Source organism: Pseudomonas sp. B5(2017) (assembly GCF_002112825.1).
GTDB classification, from domain to species: Bacteria; Pseudomonadota; Gammaproteobacteria; order Pseudomonadales; family Pseudomonadaceae; genus Aquipseudomonas; species Aquipseudomonas putida_Z.
The window spans coordinates 1-17,174 of record NZ_NEIR01000025.1; the positions used below are offsets into that span (position 1 = coordinate 1).

Below are 17,174 nucleotides of genomic sequence, written 5' to 3' on the forward strand. Positions count from 1 at the left end.
GGGATGAGACCGACAACCCGGCGTACAAGCTGTTTCTGGGTTGATACGCAAACCTCATGCAGCCTGTACGGGCTTCTTCGCCGGCAAGCCAGCTCCCACAGGGGATCGCGCCAACTTTTAGAATTTGAGCAAGACAGTTGCTTCCACATGGCCAGCGTCGCCCTCAAGGCATGCACTGGACCTGTAGGAGCGGCCTTGTGTCGCGATGGGCCGCGAAGCGGCCCCTGGGTTTCAGCACTAGTGCATGAATTGCCGGGGCTGCTTTGCAGCCCATCGCGACACAAGGCCGCTCCTACAAGGTTTTGTGTGTGCTGGTAGATGGTGCTCAGCGCTCACGCATGAAGAAGCCAGCGACGAGTTTGTGCCGGCAAGCAGCTCCCACGGGTGCAGCGTTGATCTCGAGGTTGTCGCTGTACCTGTAGGAGCGGCCTTGTGTCGCGATGGGCCGCGAAGCGGCCCCTGGGTTTCAGCACTAGTGCATGAATGGCCGGGGCTACTTTGCAGCCCATCGCGACACAAGGCCGCTCCCACAAGGTTTTGTGTGTGCCGGTAGATGGGCTCAGCGCTCACGCATGAAGAAGCCGGCAACGAATTTGCGGAAGGTTTCCAGGCTCTTGAAGTCGGCGTAGCGCTTGAAGTTCTCGGTATCCGGTTCGGGGCCGATTGGCTGCTCCAGCAACGATACCGACAACACCCGGTCCTGGTCCGAAGTCATTACCAGTTCATCCATCACCTGGCCGCCGATCACCGGGCGGCGCATCTGTACTTTCACACCTTTGCCGGCCATCCAGTCGACCAGCGATACCAAGGCCTTGAGCGGCTCGCGTTCTTCGTCGCGATACACCGGGAACAGGTGGGCGCGGGACAGCACCGGTACGCTGGCGACATGGATCAGCTCGTAGAAATGGCTGCCGGCACTGGTCGGCGAGTACAGCGCCAAGGCCAGCAACGGCCCGGCGGTGCGGTTGCCGCCCCAATACAGGTGGTGGCCCTGGAAGTCGAAGCCGTCTTCACTGCGGTTGTTGAACAGCTTGCGCCCCTTGATCTGGTCCACGCAGTCCAGCAGCAGGCCGTGGCGGCGGTGGTTGCCGAACACCGTGGCTTCGCGCAGGCGGGACTTGAGCATCATCATGTGCTTCATGTCCAGGCGGGTTTCCAGGTAGTTGCTTGCGGGCACCCGTTCCAGCAGCGGATAGCGGCTGGCAACGCTGCGCAACTCGGCAAACTGCCCGGTCAGGTCCTTTTTCAGATGCGTGGCATACAGGTTCAGGCCGCTGGTCTCGATCCAGGTCAGCAGCAGTGACAGCAGGCGCTGTTGGTCGCGCCGCTCGCTACCATCGCCGCCGGCACCGGCGGTGCCGCTGCGAAAATCGCCGATCAGGCGCAACGGTGTGTCAGGCGGCAGCCAGGCGGCGGGTGGCGCGGGGTCGTTCTCGCGCTCGGCCGCTTCCCGCTCGTCCTTGGTGAACGGGCAGCCGGGCGCGTGTTCGGCGGTACCCGGGTTGTTCTTGAGAAACAGCGTACCGGTGCTGCCGTTGAGGGTGACATTGAGTACCGGCAAGGCATCGTTGCGGCAGTCGCAGGCCAGCCACTGGTTGGCGTTGCGCACCTTCATCAGCAACTGGTTGGCCTGCAGCAGGCGCGGGCCGGCGAGGCTGCCGGTGGCAAAGCCGACCAGCAGCTCCTCTTCTGCAGGGGTCAGGCTACGGACCTGTGCGGCGGTTTTGTCGATGATTCGCATGAAGCAGCTCCCAGCTACGAGCCCCAAGCTTCAAGCAAAGTCGCGCCGCTTTCAACTTACCGCTCAGTTGCCACCGAACATCTTCGCTGCGCGGGCGCGAATTTCGTCGGGGGTCAGGTCCTCCTTGTGGGTGGAAACGAACCAGATGTTGCCGAACGGGTCTTTCAGGGTGCCGCTGCGGTCGCCGTAGAACTGGTCGGTCAAGGGATGCAACTGGGTGCCGCCGGCGGCCAGGGCCTGGGCGTAGACCTTGTCGCAGTCTTCGACATACAGGTGCAGGCCCACGCCTGTGCCGCTGAGCTTCTGGCTGGCGGTGAGGCCGCCTTCCATGTCGCAGGGGTCGCCCAGCATCAGCGACGAATCACCGATTTTCAGCTCGGCATGGCCAACGCGGCCGCCAGGGGCATCGAGGCGGAACATTTCCACTGCGCCAAAGGCCTTCTTGTAGAACTCGATGGCCTTGGCGGCGTCGTTGATGGCCAGGTAGGGCGTGATGCTGTGCTGGCCTTCGGGGATGGGTTTGGCTGCCATGTTCGACTCTCCTTGGAAGTGGGCGCCGGTTGGCGCCCTGTTGCTTAGAGTCGTTTGCGCGGATGGAAAATCGACAGGGGCGATAGACCGATTCTCTATAAACGCGGCGGTCAGAAGATGTAGTCGGTGGTCAGGAAGCTCGACTGCCGGTTGCGAATGATCTCGCTGATCAGTTCCTTGTTGGCCTCCTGGAAGCGCGTTGCGACCAAGGTGCGGATCGAGAACACACGCAGGGCGTCATGTACCGACAGGGTGCCTTCGGCGCTGTTCTTGCGGCCGTTGAACGGGTAGGTGTCGGGGCCGCGCTGGCATTGCGCGTTGATGTTGATGCGCCCGACCTGGTTGGCGAAGATGTCGACCAGGCTGCCGATGGTCGCCGGGTCATTGCCGAACAGGCTCAGTTGCTGGCCGTAGTCGGAGTCCAGTACATAGTCGATCACCGTCTGCAGGTCGCGGTAGGGCACTACCGGCACCAGCGGGCCGAACTGCTCCTCGTGGTACACGCGCATGTCGCTCTTCACCGGGTACAGCACGGCCGGGTAGAAGAACGAGCCACGGCTGTGCCCACCGCCTTCGTTGAGCACGCGTGCGCCTTTGGCTGTGGCATCGGCGACCAGGCCGTCGAGGTAGTCGACCTTGCCGGGCTCGGGCAGCGGCGTCAGGGCAACGCCTGGCTCCCAAGGCATGCCGGGCTTGAGCGCGGCCAGCTTGCGCTGGAACTTGTCGAGGAAGGCATCGACCACGTCCTCGTGGACGAACAGGATCTTCAGCGCCGTGCAGCGTTGGCCATTGAACGACAGCGCACCGGTGACGGCCTCTTCGACGGCGTTGTCGAGGTCCACCTGGGGCAGCACGATGCCCGGGTTCTTGGCATCCAGCCCAAGCGCGGCGCGCAGCCGGTGCGGGCGCGGGTGCAGCTTCTTCAGGTCGCTGGCGGCCTTGTGCGTGCCGATGAAGGCGAACACATCGACCTTGCCGCTGGCCATCAGCGCGCTCACCGTTTCCCGGCCACGGCCGTAGATGACGTTGATCACCCCTGGCGGGAAGCTGTCACGGAAGGCCTCGAGCAACGGCCGAATCAGCAGCACGCCGAACTTGGCCGGCTTGAACACCACGGTGTTGCCCATGATCAGCGCCGGGATCAGCGTGGTGAAGGTTTCGTTCAGCGGGTAGTTGTATGGCCCCATGCACAGGGCCACGCCCAGTGGTGCACGGCGGATCTGGCCCAGCGTGCCCTGTTCCAGCTCGAAGCGGCTGGAACGGCGGTCGAGGTCCTTGAGGGCGTTGATGGTGTCGACGATGTAGTCGCAGGTGCGGTCGAATTCCTTTTCCGAATCCTTGAGGTTCTTGCCGATCTCCCACATCAGCAGCTTGACCACGGCGTGGCGCTGTTCACGCATGCGCGCCAGGAAGGTCTCGACGTGCTGGATGCGCTCGGCCACGCGCATGTTCGGCCAGGCGCCACGGCCTTTGTCGTAGGCCTGCACGGCGGCATCGAGGGCGGTGAGCGCGGTGTCGGCATCGAGCAGCGGGGCGCTGCCCAGCACCACCTGTTGCTCATCGTTGCCTTCCTTGAGCCAGACCGGGCTGCGCACCGTGGCCAGGGGGCCGTCCCAGCGCCTGAGCTCGCCGTTCACCAGATAGTCGCGTTGTTCCAGGGGGGCTTCCAGGCGCCAGGTTTCCGGGATGTTCTCGGCGCTGGGGAAGAGTGAATCGAGCAGACGGTCCATGGGTACTGCACCTCACATTGCTGGGCGGGTTTCAAGCCGGGTGAATCGCTTCAGCTGCGAGCATGCACCGGCCGCCGGAAAAACACCAGTCTGGCTTAACATGGCCGCAAATGCCTGCCTGTTGTGCAGGCAGGCACCCGGGGGCTGTCAAAGCGGGAGGTTGAACAGGTCGTACGGTGGGTGCGTCAACCATTGCTGACGCAGGGCGGGGTCTGCCTCGATCAGCGCCAGGCGCCGCCAGAACTCTGCACGGGCTTGCCGTGGGTGGGACAGGAACGGTTCAAGTTCAAGCAAGGGCCTGAGGTCGCGCCGATACTGCAGCGGCAAACGCTGCCACAGGGCCAGTTCGGCCGGGCCGGTCTGTTCGAAGAACTCCAGGTAGTCGCCCTCGCACACCAGCAGGTCCACCTGATGCACGGTGTTGTAGGCCTCGATCTGCGCGAGCACAGGTGCGCCCAGCCATTCGCTTTCCAGGCGCAGGGCGTTTGCGACTGGCCGTGGCAGGTTGAAACCCTCTGGCAGCCGCACCAGCTGGTTGTCGCCAATGTCCAGGATGATGGGCTCGATCATCTGGTCCAGGCCTTGCGGCAATTCGCTGAGCGCACAGTCGTTCAGGAACAGCGTCCTCAAAAAGGCCAGGCCGCGCAGGTCCGGAGCCTCCAGCAGCGGGTTGCCCGAAAGGTCCAGTACGTTGAGCCCGGAGCAGCGGTTCAGTGCCTGCTGGGCCTGGGTACTCCAGGTAATGCGGTTGCCTTCCAGGTCCAGCCAGGCGAGCTGTTCAGGGCTGCTCAGGTGGGGCACGGTGTCGAACCGGCAGTCGCTCAGCAGCAGGCGCTTGAGGTTGGGGAAGCGTTCATGGAACTCGGCCGGCAACTGGCTGAGCGAACGGTTGTAGCTGAGTGACAGGTGCTGCACATGGGTGAAGTCGTCTGGCAAGGCCAGGCTGACCAGGGCCTGGTTGTCCAGGTCCAGGCCGGAAAGGTCCAGGCTGTGCAGGCTGCCACCCCCTTCAAGCGCTATGCTCGACAGCCGCCGCCAGGCGTTGAGGATGGGGCGGATGGCCAGGTGCCGCTGGTGAGGGCGCTGCGGATCGGGCCGGGCCCATTCATGCAGGTCGCGGCGCAAAGTATCCAGACGCTGCTGCAGGTCGTGCAGCCGCTGTGTGGGTGAGCGAATGTCATCGACGTACGGGTTCTCCTCGTCGTTGCCGAGCCAGTTTTCGAATTCCCAGTCGGTGGCGTCGGGGAACAAGCGCCGATAGGCTCCGGCCAGCGAGCCTGCCAGGCGCGGCTGAGGCGGTTCGGGGTCAAGCGGCCGACCGCCGCGCAAGCTACCGATGGGCTTGCGCAGCAGCGCGCGGTGCCCCCAGAGCCGCTGAGCCAATGTCTCCCTGTGCAGGTCGACCCAACCCATTACGCGCTGGCGTAGCGCGCTGCCATCGGCCGTCGGGATACCCAGCGTATCGCGATGCGAGCGTGGCAGTGCCTGTTCAATGGCACGGCAGAGGTCCGAATCACGCGGTCCAGGTGCAGGGCGCTCGCCCCGGTCGACCTCATAGCCTTCGGCCGTTTTGATCACACGGCGCAGGGTGCTGGTCTGGTCGCTGCCGACATGCTCCAGCAAAGGGCCTTGGGGGCTTGCGCCGCGCAGCTCCAGGCGCAAATCCACAGGCCAGTCGGGCATGGCATCCAGGGCGCTGAACAGCAAGCGTTCGCTGTCGCTGCTGGCCCGGGCCGGCTGAAGCACACTCTCCAGGGCGCGTACCAGGGGCAGCTCGCTGTGCACCTGTTCCAGTGCCTGGCGAACCTGAGTGGGTAGCTGACCCTGCTTTTGCCAGGCGAGCGATTCAGCCTCGCCCAGCGGTGTCAGCAAACGCGTGGCCAGGGCAGGGGAAAGCCGCGGATAGGCAGCGAGCAGTTTCTGCGTTGACGGGGTGGTGGGCGCGCTGCCGTTGTAGAGGCGCTCGAACAGGCCCGGCGTGGCCTTGTCGGCCAATGCCTCGACCTCGGCCTGTGCCGCCATGCGTTGCAGGGCATCGAGCAACAGCGGGGGCGTTGCTCGGCCTTCCAGGTGCACCCGGCGCAACTGCGCGGCGTCGATGCCGCAGAGGCGGCCGGCCTGCGTCAGCTGTTCTGGCGTGAACGCGGCATATGCCGGGCCGAGACGGCGCGCCAGCTTCGCGAATGGCCACTGGCCGGGCTGTTCATGCTGACCGCGCCAGGCACCTTGGGCATTGTGCGTCAGCGGTGGCTGCCAGGCATCGGGCGTGTCGGGGTGAATGCCCCGCCATTGCTGCAGGTCGTGATCGAAGCGTTGTTCGAAGAGCTGGCCGTCCATGCGGATGAAATACCGGCCCTGATACAGGTACTGGCCAAGTGCATTGGGCTGCAGGGTTTCGGGCAGTGTCACGGCACTGCGGTAGGGGGTGAGGTCTTCATTCCAGAGCCGGTAGCGCCCGTCGTTGCCACGTACTTGCTGCAGGCTTTCCATCAACGGGCTGTTGAACAGCTTGGGCACGAACTTGCCCGCTGCCACGAACCCTCCGATCAGGGCTAGGTTCAGGCCGACCGCCTCCAGGTGGCGCAGCGCCAGGTGGCGGTCGCCTTCATGCCAGGCCTGGTAGCCCTCGAAGGCCTCGCCGAGCAGTTGGCAGGCAGTGACGGCCAGCATCAGGGTGCCTGCACCCGGAACGAAGAACGCGGCAATACCGAGTGCATCCAGGCCAAGGCTTTCCCATTCCTCCAGGCGCCTGGTTCGCGCGTTGGCATCGGCCATTGCTGTCGGGACCGCCAGCAGGCTGGCTTCGTGCTTGAGGCGGGCCAGGTGCAGGTCCTGGTAGTGGCCGAAAGGCTCGGCCGTGATAGCCACGCGTGTGGGGCGCAGGTCCGCTTGCGCTGCGCGCTGCCAAGGGCGGTCAAAGGCCGTGTTGCCTGTGGCGTCGAGGTTCTGCTGCAACAGGTCGAGAAAGTGCGTGCGTTGGTCCTGCCTGATGTAGGCAGTGAAGGCTTGGCGGGCATCGGGCTCCAGCAGCAAGGTCGCCAGCGTGTCGTGTACCGCGTCCAGGTTGCTGCATTGACGCAGGGCTGGGTCATGGGCGGGCAGGTACAGCGCCAGCCCCGCACTGCCGGCATCGATCAGCATGACCTCGTGCAGGGGCGTGCCGAACAGCGCCAGTTGCCAGCACCTCACGGCACCACCCTGCAACAGCTGTTCGACCTGATCGCGCGTGCTGCCGTCAAGCAGGTGCCGCAGATAGGCAAGGTCGGCCGCCAGGCGCAGGCGGTCTTTCTGAACCTTGATGGCCAAGGCTCGGGTAGCGGGCTGGGCAAGGTGTTGTTCCAGGTGGGTCTGGTAAGCCTCACCCAGGTCCAGGTCACGGCACTGTGTGGCGAAAGCGGCCGGCTCAAGTGGCAGCCGTTCCACCTGATAGTGCTCCGACTGCAATGGAAAGTGCGCGACGGGTGATTGCATGCCGAAGGGGGCGGAGCCTTGCACCAGAATCGGCGTCACCTGAATGTTGTCGCCCAGGGCAATGGCACTTTCAGCGGTGAACACTTCGTCGCTGGCGAAGTTCTGCAGGGCGGCCTGTAGCAGGTTGTCGCGACGATGGCGGTAAAGATAGCGCAGGGCGGCCCAGTGCCAGTTGCGCTCGACCCGCAGCAGTTGGCTATTGCGCAGCGGCGCGTGAAAGCCTTGTTCGGCAAGACGTCGTTGCAGCAATGGCTCGGCGAATTCAGTGATCTGTTTCAGGCCTTTGAGCGAGCCGGCCAAGGCTGCTTGCGCCTGCATCAGGCGCGCCTGGCTGGCATGCACTGTGTCACGCAGGTCGGGGGCAGCATTGGCGAACCAGTCCTGCGCCTTCCACGGGGCGATCTGGGTTCGCTTCAACGCGGCCCATTGATTGGGCGTTACCTGGCGTGCCCAGTGCGGCAGCTGCGCCTCGAGCAAGGGTTGATGAGGGTTGATGGCTGGCATGTCGATGCTCCTTTCATGCAAAGAGGGGGCATCAAACGGTATTTATCGATGGCCAAGTGGTAATGGGATAACGCGGGCTGGATATATGGCCTGCGGTTGCCTGCTGATTCCGTGACAAGCGTGTAGTATCCAGGCGCATGGCAGCGGCGAGCGGGGTGAGGGATGATCGAAGTATCACGGTTCTGGCGCGACCCGGCGTTGCCCTTCGTCGAAGCCCGGCGGGTAGGGGACGGGCGCCAGGTGTGCTACGCCGCGCATTCCCACGAGAGCTTTTCCATCGGGGTGATCACGGGTGGGCGCAGCACCTACCTGTACGGTGACCAGTGCATCGAGGTGGCGGCTGGTGCCACGGTATTGATGAACCCAGGCGTGGTGCACGCCTGCAACCCCATCGCCGGGGAGCCATGGTCCTACCTGATGTTGTTCGTCGACATGCCCTGGTTGCAGGCGCTGGGGTTTGCCTTGCCGGCCCAGGCGTGGAGTAGCTCGCCGGTATTGTACCGGTGCCTGTTGCAGGCCTTTGCCGACCTGTTCGACGCCAGTGTGCCGGACCGCGAAGGCCGCCTGGCGGCACTGTTTGGCGCACTGCCGGGCATGCTTGACGGTAATGCCAGCGTGAACGACGAGGGCAACCCGCGACTGGACGCGGCGGCAGCGTTCATACGCGCCCATCGTGGCGACCCGCTGAGCCTGGACGACATCTGCGCGGCCTGCGGCCTGTCGCGTTCCTACCTGATTCGCGCGTTCCGCCAACGCTTCGGCCTGACGCCGCATGGCTACCTGCTCGACCAGCGCGTGCAGCTGGCCAGGGCGCAACTGCGCCAGGGCCGGGCAATTGCCGAAGTTGCGCAGGAGGCCGGGTTTGCCGACCAGGCGCACCTGCAGCGAGCCTTCAAGCAGCACCTGGCGGCGACGCCGGGGCATTACCGCAATGCATTCGGCTGAATTTCCATTTTGGCTGTGATGGCCCTATCGCCGGCAAGCCAGCTCCTACAGGTACTGCGCAGGTCTTGAGGGCAGCGACAGGGCTGGTGCAGCTAGCCTTGAATGACCAGATAAACCGCGCTGCCCACTAGCAGTACCGCCAAGCCCCGATTCAGCAGGCGCATGTGCCGTGGGTTGCCCAGGTACTGGCGAACCACGCTCCCGGCCCACGCCCAGCTGGCCACCGAAATGAAACAGATCGGCCCGTAGATCCAGGCAAACAGCCACAGCAACTGCTGCTCGCCGCCGGTGTAGGCACCCACCCCGGCCACCGCTGCCAGCCATGCCTTGGGGTTGAGCCATTGCATTGCCGCGCCGTGCCAGGCCGAGGGGGCCTGAGCGGGATGGGCATTGCCCAGCTGCCCATCGTCGCTGGCCAGCTTCCATGCCATGTACAGCAGGAACGCCACGCCGCCCCAGTGCAACAGCAGGCCCAGCAAAGGCCAGCGCAGCAACAACTGATGCAGGCCCAGGCCGACCAGTACCAGCAACAGGCAGAAGCCCAGCGTGGCGCCAGCCACATGCGCCAGGCTGGCACGCAGGCCATGGCGGGCACCGCTGCCCAGCGCAACAATGTTGACCGGGCCGGGGGAGATCGAGGCCGCCAGTGCGAAAGCGGCCATGGACAGGGACAGGCTCATGAGGGGGATCCGTTTGGTTGAGGGTGGCCTCCATGCTCGGGCATCGACAGCCTGCGGTATTGAAGAAAAGTACCCCACGCCCGGCCAGCGCATTTTTGTGTAGGAGCGGCCTTGTGTCGCGATCGGGCCGCACAGCGGCCCCCGGGTTTCAGCAGCGCTGCATCATTAGCTGGGGCCGCTGTGCGGCCCGATCGCGACACAAGGCCGCTCCTACAGGGGTTGTTACAGGTTTTGTAATAGTTTTGCGCTATTACGGAGAGCTGCTGTACTTGTAGGATCGTTTTCCCAATTTGCTATCAAGGTCCATATGAGCACCTTCGCGGAGCCCCCCAGTCCCCGGCCTTCAAGGCCTTCCTTCTCCCGTCCTCGTGACGCTGCCCTCGTGAGTACCCGCTAATGGAATGGCTAGCCGACCCCACGGCCTGGCTGGGCCTGTTGACGCTTATCGTCCTCGAGCTGGTGCTGGGTATCGACAACCTGGTGTTCATCGCCATCCTCGCCGACAAGCTGCCGCCGCATCAGCGCGACCGCGCGCGGGTCATTGGCCTGAGCCTGGCGTTGATCATGCGTCTGGGCCTGTTGGCCAGTATCTCGTGGATGGTCACGCTGACCGCGCCATTGTTCGAGGTGTTCGACAAGAGCTTCTCCGGCCGTGACCTGATCATGCTGTTCGGTGGCGTGTTCCTGCTGTTCAAGGCCACCATGGAGCTGCACGAGCGCCTGGAAGGCCATGTGACCCAGGCCAGTGGCGCGGTGCGCCACGCTGCGTTCTGGCCGATCGTTGCGCAGATCGTGGTGCTCGATGCGGTGTTCTCGCTGGACGCGGTGATTACCGCGGTGGGCATGGTCGAGCATTTGTCGGTGATGATGATCGCGGTGATCTTCTCGATCGGCATCATGATCGTTGCCAGCAAGCCGCTGACCCGCTTCGTCAACGCCCACCCTACGGTGATCATGTTGTGCCTGGGCTTCCTGATGATGATCGGCTTCAGCCTTACCGCCGAAGGCCTGGGCTTCCATATCCCGAAAGGCTACTTGTACGCGGCCATCGGCTTTTCGATCCTGATCGAGCTGTTCAACCAGCTGGCCCGTGCCCGCCGCAAGCGCAGCCTGCAGCAGCACCGGCCGCTGCGTGAGCGCACCGCGCATGCCGTGCTGCGCCTGCTGGGTGGCCGCCGGGTCGAGGCGGACGAGGTGGGCGAGGAAATCGCCGACTTGGTCGAAGGCGGTGAGGAGCAGGTGCTGTTCGACCGCCGTGAACGGGTGATGATCAGTGGCGTGCTGAACCTGGCCGAGCGGCCGATCCGCACGGTGATGACCGCCCGCGCCGAGGTCGATGTGATCGACCTGGCGCAGCCGGCCGACGCGATTGCCCTGGCCCTGGCCAATTCGCCGTACTCGCGCCTGCCATTGATCCGCGATGGCCGCGTGGACGAGCCGCTGGGCTTCGTGCACAAGAAGGAGCTGCTCAAGGAACTGCTGTCGGGTAGCCAGCCCGATCTGGAAGGCATGGCCCGGGTACCGCTGAACCTGCTGGAAAGCTTCAGCATCCTCAACGCCCTGGAGCAGATGCGAGGCCAGTCGACGCACATCGCCTTCGTCGTCAACGAGTTCGGTGACTTCACCGGCCTGCTGACCATGACCGATATCCTCGAGTCGATTGCCGGCGAGCTGCCGGATGCCAGCGAGGTCGAAGGCCCGGGCATCGTCCAGGAAGGTGAAGGCTTTGTGGTCAGCGGTGCGTTGAACCTGAGCCAGGTGCAGGCGCGTACCGGCTTCAGCGCCCGCGCCACCGAGGACTACCAGACCCTCGCGGGCCTGGTGATGAGCCTGCTCGACCGCCTGCCCATGGTGGGTGACCGCCTGGCCTGGAATGGCTGGACGCTGACCGTGGAGGCGGTCGAGGAGCGGCGGGTGCGCCAGGTTCGGCTTACACCGAGCGGCGACGTTGACGCAGCAGGTGCTTGAAGCCCTCGATCACCAGCACCAGCACCGCGGCCCAGATCGGCAGGTAGGTCAGCCACTGATCCGGGCCGATGGTTTCGCCCAGCAGCAGCGCCACGCCCACCAGCAGCACCGGTTCGACGTAGCTGAGCAGGCCGAACAGGCTGAACGGCAGCAGGCGGCTGGCCAGCACGTAGGCGATCAGGGCCGAGGCGCTGATCGCCCCGAGGATCGGGATCAACGCATACAGCCCGGGGTGTGCCTGCAGATCGGCAGGGGAAAGCGGGCCCTGGATCACGAAGTACAACGCCCAGGGCAACAGCAGGCACATGTCGCACCACAGGCCGCCCAGGTGTTCGGTGCGGCAGCGCTTGCGCAACACGAAGTAGATCGGGTAGCCGATCGTCACCACCAGGGTTTCCCAGGCGAAACTGCCATGCTGGTACAGCTCGTGGCCCACGCCCAGCGCGGCGCAGGCCACGGCCACCTTCTGCAGGCGTGACAGGCGCTCGCCATACACCAGGCGCCCGGTCAGGACCATGGCCAGCGGCAGCAGGAAGTAGCCCATCGACACTTCCAGACTGCGCCCGTGCAGGGGTGCCCAGAGGAACAGCCACAGCTGCACGCCCATCAGCCACGATGTGGCGACCATGCCCAGTAACAGCAGCGGCGTGCGTTTTACCCGGGCAAGCAGTTCACCCACCCGTTTCCAGTCTTTCGAGACAAGCATGAACAGGGTCAGGCAGGGCAGCGTCAACAGGGTGCGCCAGCCAAAGATCTCTTCGCCATCGAGCGGCGTGAGCAGAGAGGTATAGAAGTACATCACGGCGAACAGACAGGACGCCATGACCGACGAAAGAATGCCTTTTGACACGAATGCCTCGAATAGGGAATTGAGCGGGTGGATCAGCCGCGCATGATCTCAGGGGGCGCGGCTTGCGGCAACCGCGACGCAGCCGGGCGTGCCGCCAGCGCCTCGAGGAATTGAGCAGCCGGCATGGGCCTGGCGAACAGGTAGCCCTGCTGGAAGTCCACCTCGTGACGGGCCAGGTAGTCGCGCTGGGCTTCGGTTTCCACGCCCTCGGCAACGATGCCCAGGCCCAGCTTGGCCGACAGCTCGATGATGGTCTCGAGGATGTGTACCGACAGCGCGTCGGCACCGATCATGGCGACGAAGCTCTGGTCGATCTTCAGGTAGTCGACCTTGAACTGGCGCAGGTAGTTGAGGCTCGACTGGCCGGTGCCGAAGTCGTCCAGGGCAATCTTCACACCCATGGCGTCGAGCTTTTCGAACAGTTCCAGAGCCACCGGCGTGGCCTCGATCAGCTTGCGCTCGGTCAGCTCCAGGGTCAGCACCACCCGGCCTGGCGGGAAGTGCTGAAGGAAGGTGCGGCAGTCGTCCAGCAGGCTGAAGTCGCGGCAGTGGTCGGCAGTGATGTTGATGCCGATATGGAAACCGTCCTCCAGCAGCCCGGCATAGGGTGCCAGGTTCTGCGCGGTGTGCATCATCAGCGCACGGGTCATGGCGACGATCTGCCCGCTGTGTTCGGCGTAGGGGATGAACAGGTCGGGGCGTACCAGGCCTTCGCGCGGGTGGTTCCAGCGCATCAGCACTTCGGCGCCGGCCCAGCGGTAGTCGCCCTTGCGCACCACCGGCTGGAAGTACGGCAGGAACTCGTCGGCCTCCAGGGCCCGACGCAGTTCGGCACGGGGCGAGGTGGCGCGGCGAACCTGCCAGCGGCACACCAGGGCGGCCACCGCGCCCAGTACCAGCAGCAAGCCGAACAGGGCGGGGTAGTGGCTGCGCCACAGCTGGCCCTGCTTGTCGGCGCCGTAGCCGCCATGCACGCTGAACGGGTAACGGGTCGAGCCCAGCTGCACATTCGCGCTGGCCGCGGCAGGGGGCACGCCCTTGTGCACGATGCCATCCTTGCCCAGCCAGGCATCGCCCACGCGGATCTGCAGCTCTTCATCGGGGCCGATCAGGCGCAGCGCCGTCAGCAGGTGTTCGCCATCCACCGTACTGATCGCGCCGCGGTCGCCATCGCTGGCCCGATACACCAGCAGCGGGTGGCCTGGGGTGACCGAGTTGCCATCCATCAGCCACAGCTTGCCGTCGATGTAGTCGCCGGGGTTGACCGGCTCGTCGAATGCGCCGAACAGCGAGGTGCAATAAAGGGCGTTGTGCCGGAACAGGTTGGTCGAGCGCACGAAGGCTTTGCGCGTGACCTGGGCGCGCAGCATGAGCTGGGCCTCGTCGCACGGGCTGTCGACAAGTGGCAGCAGGGCATTGGCAGCGCTGGACAGGTTGTCGAGAATGCGCTCGACGTGTTCCACCACCTGGCGGGCGGTGGCCTGGCTGCTGGCCTGCATTTCGCGCTCGATCTGCCAGTTCATCACGGTCAGGCCGCACGCCACCGGCAGCACGCCGACGACCCAGGGCAACAGGGTGCGCCAGCCGAAGCCGGCGCGGCGTTTGACGGTAAGGGGCATGCTGACCTGATCTGTAGGAAGGATTACGAGAGGATAGCCGCTTGTCGGAAGCCGTGAGCAACTAAAGCGCGACAAACTATTTTACGCAATGTAGAATCGATTTACGAATACAACAATAAGGTCCTTCGATACCGAAGGATCAAGCCCGCCGAGAATGGGTCCATATGACATACCATGGGTTCAAGCTGATAATAGGTGACTTCCTCGCCCGCAGCGTGCGGGGTATCCCGTGCTCACCGCCGTTTCCGTGCCACATCCCACGCAATCAATAATTTTTCGCTGCAGATGAGGACACGAACATGGCTGATATCTTCGACAATCCAATGGGCCTGATGGGCTTCGAATTCATCGAACTGGCTTCGCCGACCCCTGGCGTACTCGAGCCGGTATTCCAGATGCTGGGCTTCACCAAGGTGGCTACCCACCGTTCCAAGGATGTGCACCTGTATCGCCAGGGTGACATCAACCTGATCCTGAACAACGAACCCAAGAGCATCGCCTCGTACTTCGCCGCCGAACACGGCCCGTCGGTATGCGGCATGGCGTTCCGCGTGCGCAACGCCCACGAGGCCTATGCCCGCGCCCTCGAACTGGGCGCCCAGCCGGTGGAAATCGAAACCGGGCCGATGGAGCTGCGCCTGCCGGCGATCAAGGGTATCGGCGGTGCGCCGCTGTACCTGATCGACCGTTTCGAGGAAGGCAGCTCGATCTACGACATCGACTTCAAGTTCATCGAGGGTGTGGACCGCAACCCGGTGGGTGCCGGCCTGAAGATCATCGACCACCTCACCCACAACGTTTATCGCGGGCGCATGTCGTACTGGGCCGGCTTCTACGAGAAGCTGTTCAACTTCCGCGAAATCCGCTACTTCGACATCAAGGGTGAGTACACCGGCCTGACTTCGCGTGCCATGACCGCACCGGATGGCATGATCCGTATCCCGCTGAACGAAGAATCGTCCAAGGGCTCCGGGCAGATCGAAGAGTTCCTGATGCAGTTCAACGGCGAAGGCATCCAGCACGTCGCCTTCCTGACCGATGACCTGCTCAAGACCTGGGACGCCCTCAAGGGCTTCGGCATGCGTTTCATGACGGCACCGCCGCAAACCTACTACGAGATGCTCGAGGAGCGCTTGCCAGGTCACGGCGAGCCGGTAGATCAGCTGAAAGCACGCGGCATCCTCCTCGATGGCGCCTCCCAGCCTGACGACAAGCGCCTGCTGCTGCAGATCTTCTCCGAGACCTTGCTCGGCCCGGTGTTCTTCGAGTTCATCCAGCGCAAGGGTGACGACGGCTTTGGCGAGGGCAACTTCAAGGCCCTGTTCGAATCGATCGAGCGCGACCAGGTACGCCGTGGTGTGCTGAGCACCGACTGATCCCCGAGAGTACCGCCGTCACGACTCGATGGCGGCGGTATCAACCCTTCTTCTTGCCCGAAATGGTCAGGCCCAGGTACATGATGAACATGCTGGCGACCCCGACCAGTACCAGCGAGGGCAGCACCTGGTGAAGGGATAGGCGAAACTCCTGGGCGGCGTACCCTTTTGGGTAGCCGCCGATCACCATGTAGCCATATTTCTGGGACACCGTTCGCTCGGTGAATTCGGCCTGGGAGGGGCGTCGTGCGTCGCGGCTGTCTCCCTCGCTCCAGATATACAGGTCGTTGAACTCCAGAAGCAATGTCAGCCCGTCCTGGAAAGCACGCAGTTCGTCACGCAACTGCCGACCGTATGCGGTTGCGATTATCCCGGGGTCGCTGTGCGGTCTCTGGATCTTGATGATCGCCGCGTTAGGCGACGATGGCGCGTCGAATGCCAGCTCTGTCTGCCGTCCGGACAGGGCAAATGCCGAGTTGTACGCCAAAGGGTCCATGTCCGTCGCACAATACGCTTGTTGGTCGCGGGTGAGTATCAAAGAGCGAAGGTGCGGGCTGTTGGCGACTCTCTGCTCCAGCGTACCGAGCACTTCGTCACAGGGCTTGCCTGCCAATGGCAGGATCAGGTCCAGATCGCCTTCCATGCGGCCCAGTGCCTGGTCGATGCTGAAAACCGCCTCTTGAACAGAAACCTTGGCATTCTCCTCAAGTTTTCTTTCCAACTGATAGTCCATCATCAGTAACCCGGATAGCACCGGTATTGCGCCGATGGACAATATCAGCAGTAGTTTCCGCCAGTTGATGCCGACACTCGGTATTGCTGCCATAGGACCGCCGCTCCGTTGAACCTTGCTGTTCGGGTTGAACAGGTCAGCGCTGATCCTATGTGCTTGATGACGCCCCCGGCTGTAGGCCAACAGTGTTGCAGTTTTACAGAAAAGCAGAACCTCGTTGTCGGCTTTACTTCAGCTTGGCGAGCACTTTTTCGGCCAGTAGTGCCGTGGAGGCCGGGTTCTGCCCGGTGATCAGCCGATCATCGGCCACCGCGAACGGCTGCCACGGGTCTTCATGCTTGCTGTAGATACCGCCGCGCGCGCCCAGCTCGTTTTCCGTCAGGAAGGGGACCACCTTGTCCAGTTCGACCAGTTTCTCCTCGGTATTGGAGAAGCCGGTCACCTGACGATCCTTGAGCAACAGGCTGTTATCGCTGAGCTTGATGTTCAGCAGCCCGACAACACCATGGCAGACCGCTGCGACTATGCCCTTGTTCTCGTAGACCCGGCGTGCCAGGTCTTGCAGCGGCTGGTTGTCGGGAAAGTCATACATCACCCCGTGCCCGCCGGTGTAGTAGATGACGCGGTACTCTTCGGCCTTTACCTGGCCAGGGCTCAAGGTGGTGCCCAGGCGGGTCATGAAGCGCTTGTCGTCATACCACTGCCAGTCCAGGTCGGGGGCCATTTGCAGGCTATGCGGGTCGACGGGTACGTAGCCGCCCAGCGGGCTGACATAATCGACCGTATAACCGGCTTTCTCGACTTTTTCGACAAAGTGCACGGCTTCCCCCAGCCACAACCCGGTCGCCCGTTTGAGGGTCGGATACTTGGCTGTATTGGTCAGCACCACCAGCATTTTCTTGCTCATGACCACGCTCCCGTCGGCAACCTGAATGGGCCGTTGCTCCCTGGCCCGAGGGAAAACCTAATGAGCATAGCTCTCAGGTGCAAGTACGCCATATTGCGTGGCGTGTGTTGTGCTACCGT

General features: G+C 63.7%; 12 protein-coding genes. 3 read left to right on the forward strand and 9 right to left on the reverse strand.

The genetic code is table 11. From position 1 onward, the window contains the following. Positions 1-559 precede the first annotated feature (559 nt). From CAG00_RS26590 to CAG00_RS26610, 4 genes are all read right to left on the reverse strand, one after another. Positions 560-1,741 (reverse strand): hypothetical protein, encoded by a 1,182-nt coding sequence (locus tag CAG00_RS26590; RefSeq protein WP_085588495.1) that lies wholly within the window; start codon positions 1,739-1,741, stop codon positions 560-562. Between the two features lie 63 nt (positions 1,742-1,804). Further along, a complete protein-coding gene (locus CAG00_RS26595) occupies positions 1,805-2,272 on the reverse strand; it encodes a VOC family protein (RefSeq protein WP_025339339.1) in 468 nt (155 codons plus the stop codon). Positions 2,273-2,382: 110 nt separating this feature from the next. Further along, positions 2,383-4,002: an NADP-dependent glyceraldehyde-3-phosphate dehydrogenase gene (locus CAG00_RS26600; protein WP_085665723.1), complete on the reverse strand. Its 1,620-nt coding sequence runs from the start codon at positions 4,000-4,002 to the stop codon at positions 2,383-2,385. A gap of 147 nt (positions 4,003-4,149) precedes the next feature. Beyond that, entirely contained in the window at positions 4,150-7,977 is a 3,828-nt protein-coding gene (locus CAG00_RS26610; protein WP_085665725.1) for a leucine-rich repeat domain-containing protein, read from the reverse strand. Between the two features lie 162 nt (positions 7,978-8,139). Here CAG00_RS26610 and CAG00_RS26615 point away from each other — a divergent pair, with 162 nt between their 5' ends. Beyond that, on the forward strand, positions 8,140-8,922 hold the full coding sequence (locus tag CAG00_RS26615) for an AraC family transcriptional regulator (protein WP_085665726.1): 783 nt from the start codon (positions 8,140-8,142) through the stop codon (positions 8,920-8,922). A gap of 92 nt (positions 8,923-9,014) precedes the next feature. On the opposite strand, the gene CAG00_RS26620 is transcribed toward CAG00_RS26615, so the two are convergent. Then, a complete protein-coding gene (locus CAG00_RS26620) occupies positions 9,015-9,602 on the reverse strand; it encodes a LysE family translocator (protein WP_085615474.1) in 588 nt (195 codons plus the stop codon). Positions 9,603-9,998: 396 nt separating this feature from the next. Here CAG00_RS26620 and CAG00_RS26625 point away from each other — a divergent pair, with 396 nt between their 5' ends. After that, entirely contained in the window at positions 9,999-11,570 is a 1,572-nt protein-coding gene (locus CAG00_RS26625) for a TerC family protein (RefSeq protein ID WP_085665727.1), read from the forward strand. Here the strand turns inward: CAG00_RS26625 and rarD are convergent. Together rarD and CAG00_RS26635 are read right to left on the reverse strand one after the other, a co-directional pair. Continuing rightward, complete coding sequence (rarD, locus tag CAG00_RS26630) at positions 11,533-12,420, reverse strand: EamA family transporter RarD (RefSeq protein ID WP_025339333.1); 888 nt, start codon at positions 12,418-12,420, stop codon at positions 11,533-11,535. The genes CAG00_RS26625 and rarD overlap by 38 nt on opposite strands. Positions 12,421-12,452: 32 nt before the next feature. Further along, positions 12,453-14,039 (reverse strand): EAL domain-containing protein, encoded by a 1,587-nt coding sequence (locus CAG00_RS26635; protein WP_085665728.1) that lies wholly within the window; start codon positions 14,037-14,039, stop codon positions 12,453-12,455. A 299-nt stretch (positions 14,040-14,338) separates the two neighbouring features. Here CAG00_RS26635 and hppD point away from each other — a divergent pair, with 299 nt between their 5' ends. Continuing rightward, positions 14,339-15,415 (forward strand): 4-hydroxyphenylpyruvate dioxygenase, encoded by a 1,077-nt coding sequence (gene hppD / locus CAG00_RS26640; protein ID WP_025339331.1) that lies wholly within the window; start codon positions 14,339-14,341, stop codon positions 15,413-15,415. Positions 15,416-15,455: 40 nt separating this feature from the next. Here the strand turns inward: hppD and CAG00_RS26645 are convergent, their stop codons facing one another. After that, positions 15,456-16,241: a CSS-motif domain-containing protein gene (locus CAG00_RS26645; RefSeq protein WP_238066393.1), complete on the reverse strand. Its 786-nt coding sequence runs from the start codon at positions 16,239-16,241 to the stop codon at positions 15,456-15,458. 133 nt (positions 16,242-16,374) lie between these two features. Continuing rightward, positions 16,375-17,055 carry a type 1 glutamine amidotransferase domain-containing protein gene (locus CAG00_RS26650; RefSeq protein ID WP_085665729.1) on the reverse strand — a complete coding sequence of 227 codons (681 nt, stop codon included), beginning with the start codon at positions 17,053-17,055 and terminating at the stop codon, positions 16,375-16,377. Positions 17,056-17,174 lie beyond the last annotated feature (119 nt).

Bases quoted from the DNA above. Each gene is read 5' to 3' on its own strand.
- CAG00_RS26590 (WP_085588495.1), bottom strand. From the start codon at position 1,741: ATGCGAATCATCGACAAAACCGCCGCACAGGTCCGTAGCCTGACCCCT.
- CAG00_RS26595 (WP_025339339.1), bottom strand. From the start codon at position 2,272: ATGGCAGCCAAACCCATCCCCGAAGGCCAGCACAGCATCACGCCCTAC.
- CAG00_RS26600 (WP_085665723.1), bottom strand. From the start codon at position 4,002: ATGGACCGTCTGCTCGATTCACTCTTCCCCAGCGCCGAGAACATCCCG.
- CAG00_RS26610 (WP_085665725.1), bottom strand. From the start codon at position 7,977: ATGCCAGCCATCAACCCTCATCAACCCTTGCTCGAGGCGCAGCTGCCG.
- CAG00_RS26615 (WP_085665726.1), top strand. From the start codon at position 8,140: ATGATCGAAGTATCACGGTTCTGGCGCGACCCGGCGTTGCCCTTCGTC.
- CAG00_RS26620 (WP_085615474.1), bottom strand. From the start codon at position 9,602: ATGAGCCTGTCCCTGTCCATGGCCGCTTTCGCACTGGCGGCCTCGATC.
- CAG00_RS26625 (WP_085665727.1), top strand. From the start codon at position 9,999: ATGGAATGGCTAGCCGACCCCACGGCCTGGCTGGGCCTGTTGACGCTT.
- CAG00_RS26635 (WP_085665728.1), bottom strand. From the start codon at position 14,039: ATGCCCCTTACCGTCAAACGCCGCGCCGGCTTCGGCTGGCGCACCCTG.
- hppD (WP_025339331.1), top strand. From the start codon at position 14,339: ATGGCTGATATCTTCGACAATCCAATGGGCCTGATGGGCTTCGAATTC.
- CAG00_RS26645 (WP_238066393.1), bottom strand. From the start codon at position 16,241: ATGGCAGCAATACCGAGTGTCGGCATCAACTGGCGGAAACTACTGCTG.
- CAG00_RS26650 (WP_085665729.1), bottom strand. From the start codon at position 17,055: ATGAGCAAGAAAATGCTGGTGGTGCTGACCAATACAGCCAAGTATCCG.